Source organism: Pseudomonas fluorescens (genome assembly GCF_001623525.1).
In the GTDB taxonomy this organism is placed as follows: Bacteria; Pseudomonadota; Gammaproteobacteria; order Pseudomonadales; family Pseudomonadaceae; genus Aquipseudomonas; species Aquipseudomonas fluorescens_Q.
Map to the genome: position 1 here is coordinate 6,589,724 of NZ_CP015225.1, position 21,019 is coordinate 6,610,742.

A 21,019-nucleotide genomic window follows, 5' to 3' on the forward strand; every position below is an offset into this window, starting at 1 on the left:
GGCTGTCTCGCTAAGTGTTGTTGTCCTACGGGGTAGACATGGATATTCAAATAATCACACGTGACGGAGAGCCCGAATACGCGGTTTTGCCGTGGGATCAGTACCAGTCGTTGTTGAAGGCAGCAGGCATCGATCAAGCTCCGCCGCGCGAAGCGACAGTCCGTCACGCGGCGGCACCGGGCCAGGTTCTCCCTGGCCTGGATCAATTACGCAGTTTACGCGAAGGGAAGGGCATCGCCATCGAGGCGCTGGCCCGCACGGTAGGTATCAGCCCGTCTTATCTGGCCTTGATCGAGAGCGGCGAGCGTCAGCCCGATGCCGCGATTCGGCGCAGTCTGGCCTGGGAGTTGACGGTGCCGGGTTGGAGGGAAGAGTCGTGAGCGTACGCATCAGTCGGCAGCATTGGGATGGGTTGTTGGGTGAGTTGGACCAGGCGCGCCGCCAGCGGCATTTATTGACCTACCGCGCGTTGCTGGAGCGTCTGCAGTTGCCCAGTCCGGCCATGCAGACCTTGACTGCGGCCCTTGAACACCTGGCTGCGCTGGACGCCCGGGCGGAACAGCCGCTGCGCAGTTCATTGGTGATCAGCCAGGGCGCCAGTCGGTTGCCGCGCACGGGGTTCTTCGAGTGTGTAGAACGCCTGGGGCGCTTTTCCGGGCCTTCCGATGGCGTCGCCGCTGCTTCCTGGCACGCTTCGGAAGTGGTCCGGGTATTTGAATACGAGTACCCCGAGTCGGCGGAGGCCTGAGTGCTCTGGCGACTCAAGGCGCGGGCCGGTTACTGGTTGGCGCGTCGGCTGTTTCACTGGTCCTGGTTCGTCCGTCAGCCGCGTGGCTGGGCCTGGCTCGAGGGGCAGTTCTCTCGCATGGCGAACTTGGGCGACGTCGGTGCGCAAAGCTTCTATGGGCATATCCTCACGTTTCGCGGCCAAGGGCTGGGCGCCCGGGAAGAAGGGATTCGCCTGTTGCGGCTGGCGGCATTGGCCGGTGATGGCAAGGCCGCCTACCAGGTTGGCGTGATCAGCCTGGCCGGCACAGCCAGCAAGGCGCCGGACCCGGCTGAAGCGGCGCGTTGGTGGACCTTGGCGGCGAAAGCCGGGCATCCGCTGGCCGAAATCAAGCTCAAATCACTTGAAGCTCGCTATCTCTAGGGTTATCCACTGGCGATTCGTTGTGCAGGTCAGACGAATTTAGCGAATCGCCCTACGGGCTCTGTCTCCTCCCCCTGACTTAATTCCCCTGTCATCCCCGGCAAAGTCTCGCGCTCCCTGAGTGCTGCGAGACGTCTGCCCATGTTCGACCGTTTTTTCCTGCCAGCCCTTGAGCGAGCCCTGTCCTGATGGATCAGGTGAGCCGAATCGAGCAGGAACTCGACAGCTTCAAAGACACCCTTTCGGTCTATCGCGAGCAGCTCGAGCGCTGGTACAGCCGAGCGGCGGATCGAGCCAGCCACATGGCCGACTTGCCCTCGCTTATGGGCATGGAGCGGTTGATCCGCTTTGGCGACAGCACCACCGCTGTCAGCACCGGCGACGATGACTTCCTCTCCACGGTCGTCCAGTGTCCTAAGGGCGGGCCGATGACGATCGAAAGCAAGTTCGAATCGGTATACGACATCCCACTGGGCGACATTGTGGTGGACGTGGTGGATGTGGTCAGCGGCGAGGTCACGCCGGTCACCCTGGATGCCCACGGCCTGGGAACCTTCATGGGGGAGGCGGGCAAATCCTATCGTGTTCACGTTCAGGGCGAGGTGTCCGCCAAGCAAATCGCGAATCTGTTTTCTTCCTACGATGGCTTGACCACCAATCTGACGGAATGGTTGCGCGGTGAGTGGCAGGGCTTCAAGCCGCGATGGGCTCAACAATCGTTGTCGACTTCGGCGGCGTCGGTGGGCAACGGGTTGCTCGCCGGCAGTTGGGCGGCGATTGAAAGTGCGTGGGACAGCATCAGCTTGCTCTCGGACATCCTCAAGGATCCCGGTCAGTTTGTTGAGCGGTTGGGCGAAAGCGCCAGGCAGTTGGAGGACCTGGCGAAAAAAACACCGCGGGTGATGGCCAAGCTGCAGCTGTTGGCCAGCGACGAAGCGGCACTGTGCCTGTTGGTGCGCACCGCCAGCCTCTGGTTGGATATGTTGCCGCCCAGTGAGCTTGCCGGCGAAACGGCCGAAGCCTTGTCGAGGGCGACGGTCCAGTTGTTGATCGACCTGTTGATTGGTGTCGTCCTGACCTTCACCGGGGCGGGTGCCGGTATCGCTTATCTGTCGATGCGCCTGGGGAATGTGGGCGCGCGCCTGCTGGGCGTCTTGCAGCGTTTCATCGGTGCGATCTTTGCGGTGGTCAACGGCTTCATGACCTACGTGGACCGCTACAAAACCGTGGCGGCACGCGGTATCGCGGCCGGCGTGAAAAAGGGCAGGATGCAACTGCGCTGGGATGCACAGCGCAACACCACGCTGAAAAAACACGAACATCACGACGACGCCCCCGCCCAGTCGAAAAACCCCAACGGCGACAGCGCCGACACCGCGGCCCAGACCCAGACCAGCGGCTGCCCGGTGTCGATGGTCACCGGCGAAGAACTGCTGACCCTCGACGATGGCACCCTCGATGGCCGCTTGCCGTTTGTTTTCACCCGTTTGTACCGCACCAGCGCCGCTGACCTGGATGTCGGCCTCGGGCGCGGCTGGAGCCATGCCCTGGCCCATCGCTTGGAGCTTGAGGGCGAGCAGGTCACCTGGGTCGACCAGGAAAACCGCCGCACGACGTTTCCCCTGCCCAACGCCCAGCGTCCGGCCATTCACAACAGCCTGGCCCGCGCGGCCATCTACCTGGGGGCCGAGCCGGACGAACTGATCGTCGCCCAGCCCGGGGAAAACGCCCCGTTCCTGCACTTTCGCGACGGCCACCTGACCGCCCTCAGCGACCGCTACGACAACCGCCTGACGCTACAGCGCAACATCCATGGCGACATCAGCCGCCTGGACAACGGCGCCGGGCGCGCCCTGCGCCTGCGTTACGAGCAGCGCCACCTGATCGCCGTCGACTACCAGAGCTTCCATCCCGCCATCACCCTCGACGAAGCCTGGCGGACCGAACAGACGCTGATGTCCTACCGCTACGACGGACGTTTCCGACTGATCGAAGCGACCAATGCCGCCGGTGAAAGCGAACGCTACGACTACGACGACCAGCACGTCATCCTCCAACGGCAACTGGCCGGCGGGGCGAGTTTCTACTGGGAGTGGCAAGGGGCCGGGCGGGCGGCGCGCTGCGTACGGCATTGGGCTTCGTTTGCGCAAATGGACAGCCGCTACACCTGGGGCGAGGACGGCAGCGTCACGGTCCAGCACCTGGACGGCAGCCAGGAGGTGTATGTCCACGATGACCGGGCGCGGCTGGTGCGCAAGGTCGAGCCCGACGGCGGTGAGCACCTCAAGGCCTACGACGAACAAGGCCGCTTGATCGCCGAGCAGGACCCGCTGGGCGCCGTGACCGAATACCGCTACGACGAAGCCGGTCGGCTGCTGGCGCTGATTCCACCCGTTGATGAGCCGACGTCCTACGAATACCGCAACGGTTTCCTGCACACCCGTGCGCGCGGCCAGGCGGTGTGGCGCTACCGGCGCAATGCCCGGGGGGACGTGATCGTCCTTATCGACCCGGACGGCCGGCGCACGGAATATGCCTACGACGCCCATGGGCAACTGCTGGCGACGTATGACCCGGACGGCGGCGAACATCGGTTCACCTGGAGTCGCCTGGGCCAACTGACCGAAGAGATCCTGCCCGACGGCAGTCGCCGGTGTTTTTCCTACGACGCCCTGGGGCGTTTGCTCAGCCGCCAGGACGAACATGGCGCGCTCACGCACTACCAATGGGACGCCGTCGGCCGCCTGCTGCAGGTGACCTTGCCCAACGGAACCACGCGGACCTGGCGCTACAACGCCTACGGCAAGATCACCGCCGAGCGCGATGAACAGGGCCGTCTGACCCGCTACGAATACGCCGACGACCTGCACCTGGTCAGCCGTCGCCTGAATCCCGACGGTAGCGAGCTGAAATACCGCTACGACTCGGCGCGGTTGCTGCTGACCGAAATCGAAAACGAATCCGGCGAAAAATATCAGCTGGACTACACGCCCAACGGCTTGATCCGACAGCAAGTCGGCTTCGACGGCCAACGCACCGTCTACGCCTACGACCTCAATGGCCACCTGCTGGCGAAAACCGAGCACGGCGAGGACGGTTCGCAACGGCTCACCCAGTACCAGCGTGACGCGGCTGGGCGGCTGCGAGTCAAGACCTTGCCCGACGGCCAGGCCATCGAATACCGCTACGACGAGCTGGGCCGATTGGTCCACGTCAACGACGGCAGCGATCATCCCCTGGCCTTTGAGTACGACGCCCAGGACCGGCTGGTTTGCGAACACCAGGGCTGGGGCACCCTGCGTTATCGCTACGACGCTTGCGGACGCCTCAACCACCTGCGCCTGCCGGACGACAGCCAGCTCGACTACCACCATGCCCCAGGTGGCGCACTGACCTCCATCGACCTCAACGGCTCGCGCCTGACCGAACACCGCTTCGTCGGCGGTCGCGAACGGCAACGCCAGCAAGGCCGGCTGCTCAGTGACTACGACTACGACGAACAGGGCCGCCTCAAGGCCCAGACCGTGTGGCAGAGCCAACAGCAGCAACTGTTCTGGCGCGATTATGCCTACAGCGCCAAGGGCAACCTGCAAACCCTTTCCGACAACCGAAACCGCCGCAGCTACCAGTACGACCCGCTGGATCGCCTGACCCGCATCGACTTTTCCCACAGCGAACCGCCGGAACACTTCTGCCACGATCCGGCCGGCAACCTGATGATGCAGGACCGCCCCGGCCCGACCACCCTCAAGGGCAACCGCCTGCTGAAAGAGGGCGACCGCCACTACGACTACGACGCCTTCGGCAACCTGATCCGCGAACGCCGCGGCCAGGCTCTGGTCAGCGCCTACCGCTACGACAGCCAGCACCGCCTGATCGGCGTCACCACGGCCGATGGGCGTGAAACCTCCTACCGCTACGACGCCTTTGGCCGACGCATCAGCAAGACCGTGGACGGCCTGACCACGGAATTTTTCTGGCAGGGCGACCAGGTCGTCGCCGAAAACAGCCCGCGCCACCACCGCAGCTACGTCTACGAACCCGGCACCTTCCGCCCACTGGCGATGCTCGACGGCGAAGGCCCCGACGCCCGCCCGTTCTACTACCACCTCGACCACCTGGGCACCCCCCAGGAACTGACCAACCCCGCCGGCCAGATCGTCTGGTCGGCGCGCTACAACGGCTACGGCCAACTCACCGAACTCCAGCACGGCGGCGGCGAACAACTGGAACAACCGCTGCGCTTCCAGGGCCAATACTTCGACCCGGAAAGCGGCCTGCACTACAACCGCCACCGCTACTACAATCCCGGAACCGGCCGCTATCTGACGCCTGACCCGAGCAAATTGGCGGGTGGGCTCAATGGGTATCGCTACACGGTGAACCCGACGGGGTGGGTGGATCCGTTGGGGTTGGCGTGTCAGTGTCCTGGCGACATTGAGGCTGATGGGCCGTTCAGCGAGATTGTGCCGGGGGGAGGGTTGGCTACGCATGAGGCTCAAGGAGGACATTTGATTGAAAAACATATTGGTAGAACAGATGCACAGTTAGCCCAAAGGTTAGAGGCGGAGCCACATATCCCAGCGGCCTCCACGTTCCCTGACCGGCCTACTGCTGAGTTGACGGCAGCAAGGGCATTGGCGGCGAATGAAAAGAAAATTGAAAAATTCTTAGCTAGTAAGAAAGATAAGACGACTATTAATCATACTTTTACCCATCCCGTGGGCATCAGCTTGCTAAATGGCCGTACCGACTATCTGCCGGCATCAAAAATTTTATTGGTCTTGAAAAAAGACGAACGAAGACCCTTGGGGTACTTTGTGCTAACAGGATTCCCGGAAGTATGAGTACAGAATTTCCTGAATTACATGATTTTTTTGGGGCTTATTTTCACCAGGATTGGCCTGATGAACATGGAACGGCTGAGGAAGTCCTCGACGCCTTCCTGGCAGAGTCTGATGTTGATGATTTGAGGGCTATTCAACAAGAACTCAACGACCTAATTGAACGGAGGAAAGATGAGTCGGAATTGAGGGCTTATTTATTGAGGGAGCTGAGTTGTTATTACAGTTACTGGATAGCATGGGGCACGGGCGAGGCATGGTTACGTCATATTGCCCGTAGGCTGAGTTCTAGAGTTGATCGCTGAAACTGAGGCCTTCGATCTCTTGTTCATGAAAATTGAAGCCCCAATGTGGGAGATTCTATGCTGCAGGGCAACCCTGCAACATAGGCGTTGGTTGTTATTCGCTCTGATTTTTCGAACCGCTTTTGTGGCGAGGGAGCTTGCTCCCGCTGGGCTGCGCAGCAGCCCTAAAAACAACTAACTCGGTCAGCCAGATACACCGTGGCGTTGGTCAGAAGAGGGGGGCTGCTACGCAGCCCAGCGGGAGCAAGCTCCCTCGCCACAGGGTCAGCGCCAGGCGTTTGGGCTGTGGTGAGTGGGGAATCCGCTTACACCGACAAACCCAACGCCACCCCAGCCTCCCGCTCCGCCAAACCCTCCACCAAATACACACTTCCTCCCAAAATTTCCTTGGCATGATGCTTGGCCTGGGAAGCCAGCTCAGCCAACTGACTGGCGTCCAATTCCTCACAGGCCTCGGCGCGCAGGTGCACCACGCCAATCGACAGCGACAACAACGCGAACTCCTGTCGAATACCCTGCCGATTCAACGCCGTAAAGCATCCCGCCTCTAGGTGTTCGGGGCGGTAGAAGCGACGGCAGTGGGTCTGGAAGTCGCTGAGGAGCTGGTCCAGGCGTCTGCGCCAGTCTTCCGGGCCGAGGACCAGCAGGAAGTCGTCGCCGCCGATATGACCGACGAAGTCGCGGCTGGGGTCGATGCGTTCGTTCAGGCATTGGGCCAGGCACAGCAGGACTTCGTCACCGCGACCGTAGCCGTAGATGTCGTTGAAGGGTTTGAAACTGTCGATGTCCACGTAGCAGATCACCGACTCCTGCCGCTGCTGCAGCAGGCGCGTGAGGCATTGCTGGATCGGTACGTTGCCCGGTAGCAGCGTCAGTGGGTTAGCGTAGCGGGCCTGTTGGATTTTCAGTTCAGTGATGAGCTTGAGCACATCGATCACCCGGCCCAGGCCCATGTAGCTGCCGTTGAGGGTGATGATGAAGTCCTCTTCGATGCGTTGTCGGGCGCGGCTGGTGATCAGGCGACTGACTTGTTGCAACGACTGGTTCAACTCCACTGCGAGAAAGTCGTCGCTCATCAAGCGGCTGATGGGTTTGCGGGCGAACAGGTCGGTGGCGAAGGGTTTGAGCAAGGCATCCGAGAGCGAATGGCGATGAACGATGCCGCAGGGCTGCCCTTGATCATCCAGCACCGCCAGGGAGTTGAGGTTGGCCTGGCGACGAAAGGCTTCCAGCACGGTGGCTGTCGGCGTGTTGTGGGCCACTGCCGGTTGTTCGTTGAGCAGCGCACCGAGGTCGTTGACCTCATCGCTCAACGCCGCCACGCCGCTGTCCTGCTTGGGCATCAGCGCCCTGGCATCGCGTGACGGTTGTTCCTGAGGCCGGGCCAGCAGATAGCCCTGGACCAGGTCGACGCCCATTTCGATCAGCACCGCCAATTCTTCCGGCAGTTCGATTCCCTCGGCAATCACCTGGGCGCGGGAGGCCCGGGCGATTTTCAGGATCGAGCCCACGAACTCGCGCTTGAGGGCGTCCTGGTGGATGCCGTCGATGAAATGCCGGTCGATCTTCACATAATCGGGCCGCAATTCAGACCACAGCCGCAGGCTCGAATAGCCGGCGCCCAGGTCGTCCAGGGCAATCGAGAAACCCATCGCACGATAATGATGCAGCGCGGTTTGCAGGAGCTGGAAGTCATCGATAGGGGTTTGTTCAGTCAGTTCGATCACGACTTGGCTGGGGGCAATGCCGAGGTCCTGCAGCAGTTGCAGGGTGCGCCCGGTCTGGTGCGCGGATTCCAGCAGCGACTCGGGCGAGACGTTGAGAAACAGCTTGCCCGGGAGCTTTTGCTCATTGAAGCGCTGGCAGGCGCTGCGGCGGCAGGCCAACTCTAGTTCGCTGAGGCGGCCGGCCTGGCGCGCCACGGAGAGTAGCGCGATGGGGGAGTGCAACGGGCTGTTGGAGGGGCCGCGGGTCAAGGCTTCATAACCCACGATGCGCCGTTCGGAAAGGCAGATGATCGGTTGGAACAGGCTGTGCAAACCGCTTTGAGCCAGGATCGAACTCAAGGCACTCAGCTGTTCTGTCGTGGTCATGGCAATCTCTGGCGATAAAAAAAGGACCGGGTGCGTGGCACCCAGTCCTGTATTTCACGACAGACTGATGTCAGTTTGATGACACTCCGACGAGCATCGCCATTAAATGGCCATCATCCTAGTGCTTGGCGATCGCTGTGTTGAGTTTCAGGTAATCCAGCAGGATCCGCCCGGTCTCGCTCAGGTAGGCATCGTCTTCCGGCTTGGTTTTCTCCGGCTCGGTGATCAGGTCTTCGTCCTCTTTCTTCAGTTCTTTGAGCGGTTCTTCGCCCTTGGCCTTGCGACGCAGGTTTTCCATGGTCAGTTGCTTGGCCTCGATGTCGGCATGCTGCGCGCGACGGTCGGCTTCGTTGAGGGTGACGGTTTTCTCCATCATCAACTTCTGCGCCAGGGCCAGCTTGTCGCGGATGAAGACAAACTCTGCATCCTGGGCCGTGCGGGTGTCGTGCTCGGACTTGAGCTGGGCCAGGAACGGTTTGAACGGATCCACCGCCGGTTTGATCGCCGGGCGGATGGTGTCCCACGGCATCGCTTCGGGCAGGGCGCTTTCGCCGATTTCCTTGGTGTCGATGATCGACGGGTAGTCGATGTCAGGCAGTACGCCCTGATGCTGGGTGCTCTGGCCGGAAACCCGGTAGAACTTCGCCAGGGTCAGCTTCAGTTCGCCATGGTTGAGCGGCTGGATGGTCTGCACGGTGCCTTTGCCGAAGGTCTGGCCGCCGATGATCAGCGCACGGTGATAGTCCTGCATGGCGCCGGCGAAAATCTCCGAGGCAGAAGCGGACAGGCGGTTGACCAGCAAGGCCATTGGCCCCTTGTAGAACGCACCGGGGTTTTCGTCTTCCAGCACGTCCACTCGACCATCGGCGTTACGCACGAGCACGGTCGGGCCCTTGTCGATGAACAGGCTGGTCAGCTCGGTGGCTTCCTGCAGGGAGCCGCCGCCGTTGTTGCGCAAGTCGATGACCACGCCGTCGACTTTTTCCTTCTGCAGCTCGGTCAGCAGCTTCTTGACGTCGCGCGTGGTGCTCTTGTAGTCCGGATCCCCGGCGCGGAAGGCCTTGAAGTCCAGATAGAAGGCCGGGATCTCGATGATGCCGAGCTTGTAGTCCTTGCCGTCCTGCTTGAGGTTGAGGACCGATTTCTTCGCTGCCTGTTCTTCCAGCTTCACCGCTTCACGGGTGATGGGCACGATCTTGCTGGTCTGGTCGTTCGGCGCATTGCTGGCCGGGATGACTTCCAGGCGCACCACCGAGCCTTTCGGACCACGGATCAGCTTGACCACTTCGTCCAGGCGCCAGCCGACCACGTCGACCATTTCCTTGTTGCCTTGGGCGACGCCGATGATCTTGTCCGCCGGGCTGACCTGTTTGGTCTTGTCCGCCGGGCCGGCCGGGACCAGACGCACGATTTTCACCTGGTCGTTGTCGCTCTGCAGCACCGCACCGATGCCTTCCAGGGACAGACTCATGTTGATGTCGAAGTTTTCCGCGTTATCCGGCGACAGATAATTGGTGTGCGGGTCGTAGGACATGGCAAAGGTGTTGATGTACGCCTGGAAAACGTCTTCGGCGCGAGTCTGGTCCAGGCGAGCCAATTGGTTCTTGTAGCGCTTGGCCAGGGTTTCCTGGATCTGCTTGGAATCCTTGCCGGCGATTTTCATGCGCAGCACTTCGTCCTTGACGCGCTTGCGCCACAGGTCATCGAGTTCGGCTGTGCTTTTGAGCCAGGGGGCGTCCTTGCGGTCGACCAGCAAGGTTTCCTTGGTATTGAAATCGATTTTGTCGACGCCTTTGTTCAGCTCGGCCAGGGCGTAGTCCAGACGCGCCTTCACGCGGTCCAGGTAGCGCTTGTAGATGGTGAACCCGGCGTTCAGGTCGCCGCTCTTGAGGAAGTCGTCGAACTGGGTTTTCCACTTGTCGAATTCAGCGATGTCGCTGGCCAGGAAATAACTGCGCGACGGATCGAGCAGCTTCAGGTAGCTGTCGTAGATGATGACCGAACGCGCGTCATCGAGCGGCGGCTTGCTGTAGTGATGGCGCTTGAGCAACTCGACCACGTTAAGGCTGGCAATCACCTCGTCACGATCGGGCTGAAGCTTGTCCCAGCTGTTGGCTGCGAACGTATCGTTCGACAGCGGTAACAGGCCGAGGCCAATGACTAGCGCGAGGGCGGTACTGGGGAACAGATGCTTCATGCTGATTCGACGCAGGGACAATTGATAACGCATATTAGGCCGTCTTTGAAGTCGCCGGTTCCATGTGGCCCGGGCGCATAATGCAAGAAAGCCCGGCGTTGAAGCAGCGGGCCCAGTCGAGACTCACTATGGAGGCACCGTGAAAGCATTGCAAGGCGTTGAAGGCCAAGTGGTATGGGCAGATGAGCCGAGCCCGGCGTGTGATGTCGGGCAAGTTCGTATTCGTGTGGCAGCCGCCGGCCTGAATCGGGCCGATTTGCTGCAAAAAGCCGGACTTTACCCGCCGCCGCCCGGCGCCAGCCAGGTGTTGGGGCTGGAGTGCGCCGGGGTGATCAGCGAGGTCGGGCCGGGCTCGTCCTGGCAGGTGGGCGACCGCGTTTGCGCGTTGCTGGCCGGCGGTGGGATGGCCGAGGAGGTGGTGGTCGATGGCCGGCATGTATTGCCGGTGCCGGAGGGCCTGTCATTGACTGAGGCGGCCGCGCTGCCGGAGGTCTACGGCACTGCGTGGCTGAACCTGTTCCAGCTGGCGGCGCTCAAGCCGGGTGAAAAAGTACTGTTGCACGCTGGGGCCAGCGGCGTCGGCTCGGCCGCGATCCAGCTGTGCAAGGCGTTCGGCAACCCATGCTGGGTCAGTGTCGGTTCGACCGAGCGGCTGGCCTATTGCGAGGCCCTGGGCGCCCAGGGCGGCGTGGTACGCACCGATGGCCTGGAGAGTTTGAACGATCTCGGTCCGTTCGACGTGATCCTCGATCCGGTGGGCGGCAGCTACGCCAAACTCAACGTGAAACTTTTGTCAGTTGACGGCCGCTGGGTGTTGATCGGCCTGATGGGGGGGCGCTCGACCGAACTGGATCTGGCACAGGTGCTGGGCAAGCGTATCCAATTGCTCGGTTCGACCTTGCGCAGCCGTGACGAGCAGTTCAAGGCTGACCTGATCAGCGAGCTGGGCCAACAGGTGTGGCCGCTGTTTGCCGACAAGCGCCTGAGCCCGCAACTGGCCAAGACCTTCGCGATCAAGGATGCCGAAGCGGCGTTTGCGGAGTTGGCGACCAACCAGGTGTCAGGGAAGCTGGTGTTGGTGATCGACGAGAGTCTGAGCTAGTCGCGCAAGCAGTACAGCTGCGGTTCCTGTGTCGAGCAAGCTTGCTCGACACAGGAATTTGAGTGTCCTGTAGTAAGTGCTCGCTCCCGCGCTCGCTGGAATTTGCAAAGGGCTAGATAGGGATACACCCTGTCAAGTCTGACAGTAGACACCACGAAGAAAGTCACTCTAGAGTGGGTTCGAGAGTAATAGATGTCTCTCTGTTTAGTGTCCACTGACAGAAGAGGTGCTGTGATGGCTACGAAAGAGCTCCGCATGACCCAGGAATATGTTGACGACAACAGATCGCCCGACGTTGTCCTGGAGATCTATAAGGGCAAGAAGTTGCAGTTCGCGACTTTTGTCTCTGCGTCGAAAAAGAACGGCCCCTACGATACCGTCAATGTCAAAACCGACGCTGATGGCGACGGCGACATGGACAGGCAAGACGAAAAAGCAATTCTGGATCTGGCAAAAGCCTTTTCCAAGTTCAAGTAGGGCACTGGCATGTCTGATCATGTCGTTCTACACGCGCTGGTTTGTGCACTTTCATGGGTACTCGTTGAAGCTGCCCAAGCACAAGTCCCTTCAGACACGTCAGAACAAGGGCCATGGGGAGATTGGGGCGCGGCTGCATACTGCCCTCAGGGACAATATGTCTGGGGATTCCGACTCAAAAGTGAACCCGATCAGGGCAATGGGGATGATACGGCCCTGAATGCGATGCAGGTGTATTGCGGGCTCTAGCTCTAGTGCCTGTTGCCGTTTCGCAGACTCACCAGCACAGTGCAGGTGCGGCCCGTGGCAGCGACAAGGTGATATCGACGGTGGCTTTCACCTTTGACCGGCGACCACGGGCAAGCCGACCTTCGGTCGGCAGCCCGTATCCGATGCGCGCGCCCTGCTAGCGTTAACTAATGGGGGATGGGGTAACCGCAGCTTTCATTTCACCTGCCAGGTGAAGAGGTTGATCATGGCCATCGCCGAATGGCGCATGCAGGGCGTCGAATTCATTGCCTGCAACTGCAATTGGGGCTGCCCCTGTCAATTCAATGCACCACCGACCCATGGTCACTGCCAGGCGGTGGCGTCGATGCGAGTGGAACACGGATATTTCAATCAGGTCGCGCTGGACGGTTTGTGCTGGGCCGCCACCTTCGCTTGGCCGGGTGCCATCCATGAGGGCAACGGCAGTTGCCAGGTGTTCATCGATGAACGCGCCGATGAGGCGCAACGCCAGGCCCTGTTGACCATTCTTTCTGGCTTGGAGAGCGACCCTGGGGCCAACGTGTTTCAGGTGTTCAGCAGCACCATGAGTGAAGCGTTCGAACCGCTGTTCGTGCCCATCACGCTCTCCATCGATGTCGATCAGCGCTTGGCGCACCTGGACATTCCTGGCGTGCTGCAGGCCAGCGGCGAACCGATCCGCAGTCCGATCGACGGCTCACCTCATCGAGCCCGCCTGTCCCTGCCCAACGGCTTCGAGTTCCGTGAGGCCGAAGTGGCGAGCGGCAGCTACCAGACGCATTCAGCCCTCAAACTACAATCCCAGGGCAGTCATAGCCACCTCGCCCACGTGCACTTCACCGGCCATGGCATAGAGCCGTAATGGCAGAACCTCAGGCGGCGACGCCGAGCAAGCGACTGACAGGCGAGCAGTTACTGCTCCTGCTCTGCCTGCTCGCGCTGACTGCCCTGGCCTGGCTGATGTTGCTGGAGATGGCTCGCGACATGAGTGCGCCGGGCGGCATGGCTGATGCGGCGATGGGTGGCATGGTCATGCCTTGGAGCCTGGCCGATGCGCTGCTGATGTTCGCCATGTGGGTGGTGATGATGGTCGGCATGATGCTGCCCAGCACCTTGCCCATGCTGTTGATCTACCAGCAGATGCTGCGCAAGCGCATGCCGGCACCGCGGCGACACCTGGCCCTGCTGCTGTTCGGCAGCGCCTATTTCCTGGTCTGGGCCGGTTTTGCCCTGGGCGCCACGGCGCTGCAATGGGCGCTCGAGCAGCTCGCCCTGCTCAGTCCGGGGATGCGTAGCACCAGTACCGCGCTGGGCGCCGGCCTGCTGTTGGTCGCAGGCGTCTATCAGTGGCTGCCAAGCAAGGCGGTCTGCCTTGAGCATTGTCGCGGGCCGCTGCATTTTCTGCTCAGCTACTGGCGCCCCGACGTGCTCGGGGGCTGGCGCATGGGGCTGGCCCATGGCGCTTACTGCCTGGGCTGCTGCTGGGCCCTGATGGGCCTGCTGTTCGTGGTCGGCGTGATGAACCTGCTCTGGGTGGCAGTGATCGGTGCCTTCATTTTGCTGGAGAAAAACCTGCCGCAGGGACTCTGGTTCAGCCGTGTCTGCGGTGTGTTGTTGCTCGGCTGGAGCCTGTGGCTGCTGCTTGGCTGAACCTGTGGGAGCGAGTGTGCCTTATTGCCAGGAACTTACCGACGCACTCGTGCCCCGTGGCGAGGGAGCTTGCTCCCGCTGGGTGGCGTAGCCGCCCCAATCGAGACGACGCAATTGCCCAGGCAGATCGCGTCAACCGTTTTTACGACTGCTTCGCAGCCGAGCGGGAGCAAGCTCCCTCGCCACACAAGCCTGGGTGTTCTTCCTGGGGCTGTTCAGTGTTCATTTCCAGGTATGGATTGGCCACCCGGCCGATTCGGCATGGGCCTTCAGCACGGGATCCGGGTTGACCACGTGGGGGAAATCCACCCGCAGCAACAGCGGCAAATCATTGCGCGAGTCGGAATAGAAACTGGCGCCCTCCAGGTTCTCTTCCTCGGCATCCAGCCAGTCCAGCAACCGCGCGATCTTGCCTTCGCGGTAGGTCAGGGTGCCTACGGTCTTGCCGCTGTAGACGCCATGGGCCACTTCAAGGTTGATCGCCAGGATCTCGTCGATGCCCAGGCGTTCGGCAATCGGCTTGACCAGGTGCGTGCCCGAGGCCGAGATCACCAGGATCCGGTCGCCGGCCTTGCGGTGTTCGGCGATGGTCTTGGTGGCGTCGCTGAAGATGATCGGTTCGATGAAGTCTTCCACCCAAGGCCCTACCAAGTGTTCGATTTCCTCCGGTGTGCGGCCGATCATCGGTTCCAGGCTGAAGTCCATGTACTCTTCCATGCTCAGTTTGCCGTGGCTGTAGGCGTCCATCAGCGCGTTGTTGCGCTGCATGAACGACTCGGGATCGACCCAGCCCAGGCGTCCCATCTGTTCGCTCCAGAGGGTGGCGCAGTCGCCGTGGATCAGGGTTTCGTCCAGATCAAAAATTGCCAGGGCCATCAGCGCGTTTTCCTCTTCAAGATCAACTTCAAAATCGATAAAGCCATCAGGCTACCTCACACAGCGCCGACGGATCGATGGAAAGTGACAACCGTGCGCCATCGGGGTGCAGGTCGGCGGCCGAGCGATTGAGTACATCCACCACCAGTTCCACGCCACGGGCCTCGACCCGGTAGCGAATCACGTTGCCCAACAGGCTGTGGCTGCGAATCAGCGCATCGGCTTCGCCACCGCGACTCAGTTCGATGGCTTCCGGGCGAATGGCGATGCGGCCGTTCACCGGGCGTTGCAGCAGCCGGCTGGCACTGTCGGCGTCCAGCAGGTTGTAGTTGCCGATGAACCCGGCGGCAAAGACATCGACCGGCGCAGTGTAAAGGGTTTCGGCATCGCCGCTTTGTACGATCTTTCCCTGGTTCATCAGGAAAATCCGATCAGACATCGTCAGGGCTTCTTCCTGGTCGTGTGTGACGAAGATCGTGGTCAGGCCCAGTTCGCGCTGGATCTGACGGATCTGTTCGCGCAGGTGTTTGCGAATCCGCGCATCCAGGGCCGACAGCGGCTCGTCCAGCAGCAACAGGCGCGGCCGGGTCACCAGGGAGCGGGCGAGGGCGACGCGCTGGCATTGGCCGCCGGAGAGTTGATGGGGATAGCGACCGGCAAAATCATGCAGCTCCACCAGGCGCAGGATTTCCAGCACACGCTTGTGGCTGTCCGAGGCGTCGACTTTTTGCATGCGCAGGCCGAAGGCGACGTTCTGTTCCACGGTCATGTTGGGGAACAAGGCGTAGCTCTGGAAGACCATGCCGATGCCGCGTTTCTGCGGGCTCAACGGGACGATGTCTTGCCCGTCCAGGATGATCTGGCCAGCATCCACTGCGGTCAGGCCGGCAATGCAGCGCAGCAGTGTGGACTTGCCGCAACCGGAAGGGCCGAGGAGGGTGACGAACTCGCCCTTGTGGATCTCGCAATTGATGTCGCTGAACACCGGCGTGCCGGCGTAGCTTTTTTGCAGGTGTTGGACGCTGACGTAGCTCATTGGCTTTTGTCCTTGTTCAAGATGTTGGCCGCCCAGGTCAGGACCAGTACGAAGAAGAAGTAGGAAATCACCAGGGCACTGGTGAAGTGGCCGCTGCTGTTGCGCATGTTGTTCAGGTAGACCTGCAGGGTTTCATAGCGCGTGCCGACGAGGATGTTGGCAAACACGAATTCGCCGAACAGGAACGAGAAGGACAGCAGCAACGCCACCATCAAGCCCTTGCGCAGGTTCGGCAGTACGACCAGGAACGCGGCCTGAAAGGTGCTGGCGCCGAGCAGTTGGGCGGCGTCCATCAAGTCGCGCAGGTTGATGGCTTGCAGGTTGTTGGTGATCGCCCGGTACATGAACGGCAGGGCGACGGTGAAGTAGCAGCCGATCAGGATCCATGGCGTGCCGACCATCGCCAGCGGTCCGGAGCCATAGAGTTGCAACAGCCCCACCGATGACACCACCGGCGGCACCGCGAAGGGCAGCAGGATGAGGATGTTCATCAGCGCGTCGAGTTTCGGAAAGTGGTAATGCACCACGAACAGCAGTGGCAGGATCAACACCACCGAGAGCACCAGCGCACCAACGCAGACCAGCAGCGATTGGCCGAAGGCATGGAGAAAACGCGGATCGCTCCACAACTGCACATACCATTTGAACGTGAAGCCGCTGGGCAGCACGGTGGCCGACCAGCTGCTGGCGATGGAGTAGATCAGCGTGCCGGCCAGGGGCAGCAGCAGGATGGCGAACAGCAGGTACACCACCGCCCGATGATAGAGCCCGGCGGAGCCCGGTTCAGCGCGAGACATGGTAGCTCCTCTTGAGCAGCAACTGGTGGACGATGGTCACGACGGTCATCAACGCCACCAACACCACGGCCAGGGCGCTGGCCAGGTTCGGGTCGAGGGAAATATCGCCGGAAACCATGGCGGCGATGCGAATCGGCAGCACGTTGAAGTTGCCGGTGGTCAGTGCATAGACCGTGGCGTAGGCGCCGAGGGCGTTGGCCAGCAGGATCACGAAGGTGCCCAGCAGCGCCGGGGTCAGCACCGGCAAGCCGATGTGCCGCCAGAACTGCCAACCGCTGGCCCCCAGCAGTTCGGCGGATTCGCGCCAGTCTTCGCGCAGGGCGTCGAAGGCCGGATAGAGCAGCAGCACACCCAGGGGGATCTGGAAGTAGGTGTAGAGGATGATCAGTCCGGTTTTCGAGTACAGGTTGAAATCCTCGATGATCCCCGCCTGTTTGAGCATGATCGTGATGCTGCCGTTGAACCCGAGCAAAATGATGAAGGCGAAGGCCAGGGGCACGCCAGCGAAGTTGCTGGTCATGTTGGCGAACGCGTTGACGAAGTTGCGCAACCGCGAATCCACCCGGCGCAGGGAGTAGCTGCCGAGTACGGCGATGACGATGCCGAACACACTGGACCAGAAGCTGATCTCCAGGCTGTGCTGGATCGCTTGCAGGTAGAACTTGGAACTGAAGATCTTGCTGAAGTTGGCCAGGCCCCAGCCGAACTCTTCCGATTCCAGGCTGTTGACCAGCACCCAAAGCAGGGGGGCGATCTGGAACACGATGAAGAAAATCGCGAAGGGCACCAGGCACAACGCTGCCAGCCATTTGCCGCGCGTCATGGCGTTCACTTGAGTAACTCCTGGCAATAGGGTTTGTCGTGGTCGACGCCGAGCAATTGGCAAATGGTGCCGCACAGTTCGGTCTGCCGGGGCGCGGCCGCGGGATCGAGACTGAAGCCGTCACCCAGGACAAACAGCGGCACTTCCCGTTCTTCGGCCAACAGACCGTTATGGGAGCGATCGTTGTTCATGCCGTGGTCGGACGTCACCAGCACCTGGTAACCGGCGTCGAGCCAGCCTTGCAGGTAGACCGCCAGGTTGATGTCGGCCGAGCGGGCGCTGTTGCGGTATTGCGGGGTGTCGAGGCCGTGCTTGTGGCCGGCGTCGTCGATGTTCATCGGGTGCACCAGCAGGAAGTTCGGCAAGTAGCGCTGGCGCAGGTGTTCGGCGTCGGCGAACAGATGGGAATCGGGGTAGTGGTCATTCCAATAGAAATGCCCGTACTGGATCGGCAAATCGGGGTTGTCGGTGTGACGATCTCGACCGGCCACGAAGGGTGAGACGTTGTAGAGCTCGCTGACCCAGTGATACGCCGCGGCCGCCGTACTCAAGCCGGCCTGGGTGGCGTAGTGGAAAATGCTGCGCTGATTCGACAGGCGCGAGACGTTGTTGTGCACGATCCCGCTGTCGATGGGCACGACGCCGGTGAGGATGCATTCATAGAGCGGACGGGACAGGGCCGGCAGTTCACATTCCAGTTTGTAGAGGGCCGCGCGTCCTGCGCCGACGTAAGCCTGCAAATGCCCCATGGCATGCCGGGCGACTTCATGGTTGAGGCCGTCGAGCACCACCAGGATGACGTTGTGCTTCATGGATACCAGGACTCCGGATGGGAACCAGAAAACTCGGATTCACCGCAGGTCCAATGTGGGAGCGAGATTGCTCACTCCCACAATTGGATTTCCATTGGATATCCGAGCGAGAGCTAGCGCCTCACTGCATATTGATGATCACTTCTTCCTGCCATTTCTGCGGCAGAGCCTTGGAGGTTTTTTCCCACGCATCGGCATCCTTGATCGGCGTCACGCCTTTGTACTGCTCATTCGGCAGCAGCTTGGCCTTGACCTCTTCCGGCAGTGTCAGGTGCTCGGCGCGGATGGGCCGGGCGTTGCCCTTGGCCAGGTTGATCTGGCCGGCGTCGCTGAAGATGTACTCGCGAGCCAGCTTGGCGGCGTTCGGGTGCTTGGCGTATTTGTTGATGATGGTGGTGTAGCCGGAGATGACCGAGCCGTCGGACGGAATCAGCACGACGTAGTCATCCGGGTTGGCCATCTTGGCCTTGTAGCTCAGGCCGTTGAAATCCCAGACCACGCCGACTTCGACTTCACCTTTCTCCATCGTGGCGATGGTCGGGTTGGCCATGGACAGGCGCCCTTGCTTGGCGATCTCGGCGAACATCAACAGCGCCGGTTGCAGGTTTTTCTCGTCGCCGCCGTTGGCCAGGGCGGCAGCCAGCACGCCGTTGGCCGCCTGGGCCGCGGTGCTCACGTCACCAATGGAGACTTTGTACTTACCGGTTTTCAGGTCCGCCCACTTGGTCGGCACTTCGGAACCGTGCAGCAGCTTCTTGTTGACGATGAAGGCGATGGTACCGGTGTAGGCCAATGCCCAGTTGCCGTCCTTGTCCTTGGCCCAGGCAGGTACTTGTTCCCAGGTGCTTGGCTTGTAGGGTTGCACCACGCCCTGCTTGACCGCGATCGGGCCGAAAGCTGCACCGACGTCGCCGATGTCGGCGCTGGCGTTGTCTTTCTCGGCGGCGAACTTGGCGATCTCCTGGGCCGAGCTCATGTCGGTGTCGATGTGTTTCAGGCCGTAGACCTTGGCCAGGTCGTCCCAGGTGCCTTTCCAGTTTGCCCAGTCATCGGGCATGCCGACGCTGTTCACGGCGCCTTCCGCTTTCGCAGCGGCTTCCAATGTTTTCAGATCGGTGTCAGCGGCCATGGCGGCGGTGCACATGGCAATGGTCGAGCCTAACAGTGATGCCAGGAAAAGCTGTTTCATCCGAAGCTCCTATGGGCGTTTTCAACGCTGCGATTGCGGTTGTGTTGGTCTAGGTCAGCAATACCTGAGCCAATGTAGGCCAGCCCTGTGACATTTTGATGTCGGTGGTGCAGGCTTCAGGAAATGCCCGGCTCGTGGAGGTTGGCTGCGAATTAAGCGTAGACCATGGTTAAACAGCTGATCTGAAAGGACTTGGCCGTTAATTTGCACGCTTGCAAAACGACCGTTCGGCGGCTCTGTCATCTGCCAGTCATGTGCAGTGCCTAGGCTTGCTGGACCAAGAAGCGGATCGATGGACAGTCGATCTTGCCCCGAAACAGTGCTGGTCTAGTCCAGATAGGTAACGTTGATGCGCATCGATGCAACCAAAGCGGTGACAGCCATCGGACAGGTCCTGCAAGAGCAGCTCGACCACGGGTTGCTGGCGCCCGGCAGCAAATTGCCGGCCGAGCGCAAGCTCAGTGAGTTGTTCGGGACCACGCGGATTACCGTGCGTGAGGCGTTGTTGCAGCTCGAAGCCCAGGGGCAGATTTATCGGGAGGAGCGCCGGGGCTGGTTCGTTTCGCCGCCGCGCCTGGCCTACAACCTGATGCAACGCAGCCATTTCCACGCCATGGTCGCAGCCCAAGGGCGTGTGCCTTCTACCCAAGTGATCTCGGCGCGCCTGCAACCGGCCTCGGCGGCGGTATGTGCCTGGTTGCAACTGCCGGCGTTGTCCAGCGTGATCCAGATCTGCCGCGTGCGGCGTATCGACGAGCGGCTGGTGCTGTACGTCGAGCACTACCTGAACCCGCAGTATTTTCCGGACATCCTGGGGTTCGACCTCAACCAATCCATCACCGAACTGTACGCACGCCATTACGACCTGCACTACGGCCGGGTGAAGTTTGAAATCGTGCCCACCTCGTTACAGCCGGAAGCGGCAGCGGCGTTGAAGGTTTCGGTGGGCAGCCCCGGGCTTCGCATCGCACGGGTCAACTATGACCAGCACCAGCGGCTGATCGATTGCGACCTGGAATTCTGGCGACACGATGCGATCCATGTCGGCGTGGATGTGCCGGAGCAACCTGTACCGGAACAATCGCCCGCAGCCTGAGGCAGGCTCAGAGCGACTCGTTGAGCTTGCTCAGGATCTTGATCACCACCGTGGCGAGGATCAGCAACATGCCGATCCACATGGCAAAGACCCCGACGCTCTTGTCACGGAAGTTGAAGCCGATGGCCAGCAGGATCATGCCGGCAATGATGGGCACCAGCATGGCGTTGAACGAAGATATGGAAACCATGGAGACAGCCTTGTCGGGGGGGATAAGGTCAGTCTAGTTGGGGTTTTCCCAGGATGTGATGATGTAAGTCACATCCCCCGCGATCCCGAGGTGAACCCTCTTGTGGCGAGGGAGCTTGCTCCCGCTCCAGTGC

General features: G+C 61.1%; 20 protein-coding genes. 11 read left to right on the top strand and 9 right to left on the bottom strand.

The features are described 5' to 3' along the window. Nucleotides 1–38 precede the first annotated feature (38 nt). The 5 genes from TK06_RS28765 (at nt 39) to TK06_RS28785 (ending at nt 6,299) form a co-directional block, all read left to right on the top strand. Nucleotides 39–380, top strand: a complete 342-nt coding sequence (locus tag TK06_RS28765; RefSeq protein ID WP_003204574.1) for a helix-turn-helix domain-containing protein — start codon at nt 39–41, stop codon at nt 378–380. Beyond that, the gene (locus tag TK06_RS28770; RefSeq protein ID WP_003179080.1) at nt 377–748 is read left to right on the top strand and encodes a hypothetical protein; all 372 of its coding nucleotides are present in this window, start codon (nt 377–379) and stop codon (nt 746–748) included. Before TK06_RS28765 ends, TK06_RS28770 begins: the two co-directional genes overlap by 4 nt. Next, a complete protein-coding gene (locus TK06_RS28775) occupies nt 749–1,150 on the top strand; it encodes a sel1 repeat family protein (protein WP_063324787.1) in 402 nt (133 codons plus the stop codon). It begins immediately after the preceding gene. Between the two features lie 188 nt (nt 1,151–1,338). Then, nucleotides 1,339–5,997, top strand: coding sequence for an RHS repeat protein (locus TK06_RS28780; RefSeq protein ID WP_063324788.1), 4,659 nt, complete (start codon nt 1,339–1,341; stop codon nt 5,995–5,997). Next, nucleotides 5,994–6,299, top strand: a complete 306-nt coding sequence (locus TK06_RS28785; RefSeq protein ID WP_063324789.1) for a contact-dependent growth inhibition system immunity protein — start codon at nt 5,994–5,996, stop codon at nt 6,297–6,299. Before TK06_RS28780 ends, TK06_RS28785 begins: the two co-directional genes overlap by 4 nt. Nucleotides 6,300–6,604: 305 nt before the next feature. Here TK06_RS28785 and TK06_RS28790 read toward each other — a convergent pair whose 3' ends face one another. Together TK06_RS28790 and TK06_RS28795 are read right to left on the bottom strand one after the other, a co-directional pair. Beyond that, nucleotides 6,605–8,392, bottom strand: a complete 1,788-nt coding sequence (locus TK06_RS28790) for a bifunctional diguanylate cyclase/phosphodiesterase (RefSeq protein ID WP_063324790.1) — start codon at nt 8,390–8,392, stop codon at nt 6,605–6,607. A 118-nt stretch (nt 8,393–8,510) separates the two neighbouring features. Beyond that, on the bottom strand, nt 8,511–10,589 hold the full coding sequence (locus TK06_RS28795; protein ID WP_203417453.1) for a carboxy terminal-processing peptidase: 2,079 nt from the start codon (nt 10,587–10,589) through the stop codon (nt 8,511–8,513). 139 nt (nt 10,590–10,728) lie between these two features. Between TK06_RS28795 and TK06_RS28800 the strand changes: the two genes are divergently transcribed. The 5 genes from TK06_RS28800 (at nt 10,729) to TK06_RS28820 (ending at nt 14,067) form a co-directional block, all read left to right on the top strand. Further along, on the top strand, nt 10,729–11,691 hold the full coding sequence (locus tag TK06_RS28800) for a zinc-binding dehydrogenase (RefSeq protein WP_063324792.1): 963 nt from the start codon (nt 10,729–10,731) through the stop codon (nt 11,689–11,691). A gap of 255 nt (nt 11,692–11,946) precedes the next feature. Further along, complete coding sequence (locus tag TK06_RS28805; protein WP_139230551.1) at nt 11,947–12,168, top strand: hypothetical protein; 222 nt, start codon at nt 11,947–11,949, stop codon at nt 12,166–12,168. 9 nt (nt 12,169–12,177) lie between these two features. Next, nucleotides 12,178–12,417: a hypothetical protein gene (locus TK06_RS33650; protein WP_086936740.1), complete on the top strand. Its 240-nt coding sequence runs from the start codon at nt 12,178–12,180 to the stop codon at nt 12,415–12,417. Nucleotides 12,418–12,643: 226 nt separating this feature from the next. Continuing rightward, nucleotides 12,644–13,279, top strand: coding sequence for a DUF1326 domain-containing protein (locus tag TK06_RS28815; RefSeq protein ID WP_063324795.1), 636 nt, complete (start codon nt 12,644–12,646; stop codon nt 13,277–13,279). Further along, nucleotides 13,279–14,067 (top strand): DUF2182 domain-containing protein, encoded by a 789-nt coding sequence (locus tag TK06_RS28820; RefSeq protein WP_063324796.1) that lies wholly within the window; start codon nt 13,279–13,281, stop codon nt 14,065–14,067. The genes TK06_RS28815 and TK06_RS28820 overlap by 1 nt, the downstream gene beginning before the upstream one ends. 222 nt (nt 14,068–14,289) lie before the next feature. Here the strand turns inward: TK06_RS28820 and TK06_RS28825 are convergent, their stop codons facing one another. The 6 genes from TK06_RS28825 to TK06_RS28850 form a co-directional block, all read right to left on the bottom strand. Continuing rightward, nucleotides 14,290–14,943, bottom strand: coding sequence for an HAD family hydrolase (locus TK06_RS28825; protein ID WP_063324797.1), 654 nt, complete (start codon nt 14,941–14,943; stop codon nt 14,290–14,292). A 46-nt stretch (nt 14,944–14,989) separates the two neighbouring features. Further along, nucleotides 14,990–15,979: an ABC transporter ATP-binding protein gene (locus TK06_RS28830; protein WP_063324798.1), complete on the bottom strand. Its 990-nt coding sequence runs from the start codon at nt 15,977–15,979 to the stop codon at nt 14,990–14,992. Then, on the bottom strand, nt 15,976–16,776 hold the full coding sequence (locus tag TK06_RS28835; protein ID WP_063324799.1) for an ABC transporter permease: 801 nt from the start codon (nt 16,774–16,776) through the stop codon (nt 15,976–15,978). Before TK06_RS28835 ends, TK06_RS28830 begins: the two co-directional genes overlap by 4 nt. Beyond that, nucleotides 16,763–17,599, bottom strand: a complete 837-nt coding sequence (locus tag TK06_RS28840) for an ABC transporter permease (protein WP_161951765.1) — start codon at nt 17,597–17,599, stop codon at nt 16,763–16,765. Before TK06_RS28840 ends, TK06_RS28835 begins: the two co-directional genes overlap by 14 nt. 5 nt (nt 17,600–17,604) lie before the next feature. Continuing rightward, nucleotides 17,605–18,411 (bottom strand): alkaline phosphatase family protein, encoded by an 807-nt coding sequence (locus TK06_RS28845; protein ID WP_063324801.1) that lies wholly within the window; start codon nt 18,409–18,411, stop codon nt 17,605–17,607. Between the two features lie 121 nt (nt 18,412–18,532). Next, on the bottom strand, nt 18,533–19,600 hold the full coding sequence (locus TK06_RS28850; RefSeq protein WP_063324802.1) for an ABC transporter substrate-binding protein: 1,068 nt from the start codon (nt 19,598–19,600) through the stop codon (nt 18,533–18,535). 349 nt (nt 19,601–19,949) lie between these two features. On the opposite strand from TK06_RS28850, the gene TK06_RS28855 reads away from it, so the two are divergent. Further along, nucleotides 19,950–20,696, top strand: a complete 747-nt coding sequence (locus TK06_RS28855; RefSeq protein WP_063324803.1) for a UTRA domain-containing protein — start codon at nt 19,950–19,952, stop codon at nt 20,694–20,696. Nucleotides 20,697–20,703: 7 nt separating this feature from the next. On the opposite strand, the gene TK06_RS28860 is transcribed toward TK06_RS28855, so the two are convergent. Continuing rightward, nucleotides 20,704–20,886: a hypothetical protein gene (locus TK06_RS28860; protein WP_063324804.1), complete on the bottom strand. Its 183-nt coding sequence runs from the start codon at nt 20,884–20,886 to the stop codon at nt 20,704–20,706. Between the last annotated feature and the right edge of the window lie 133 nt (nt 20,887–21,019).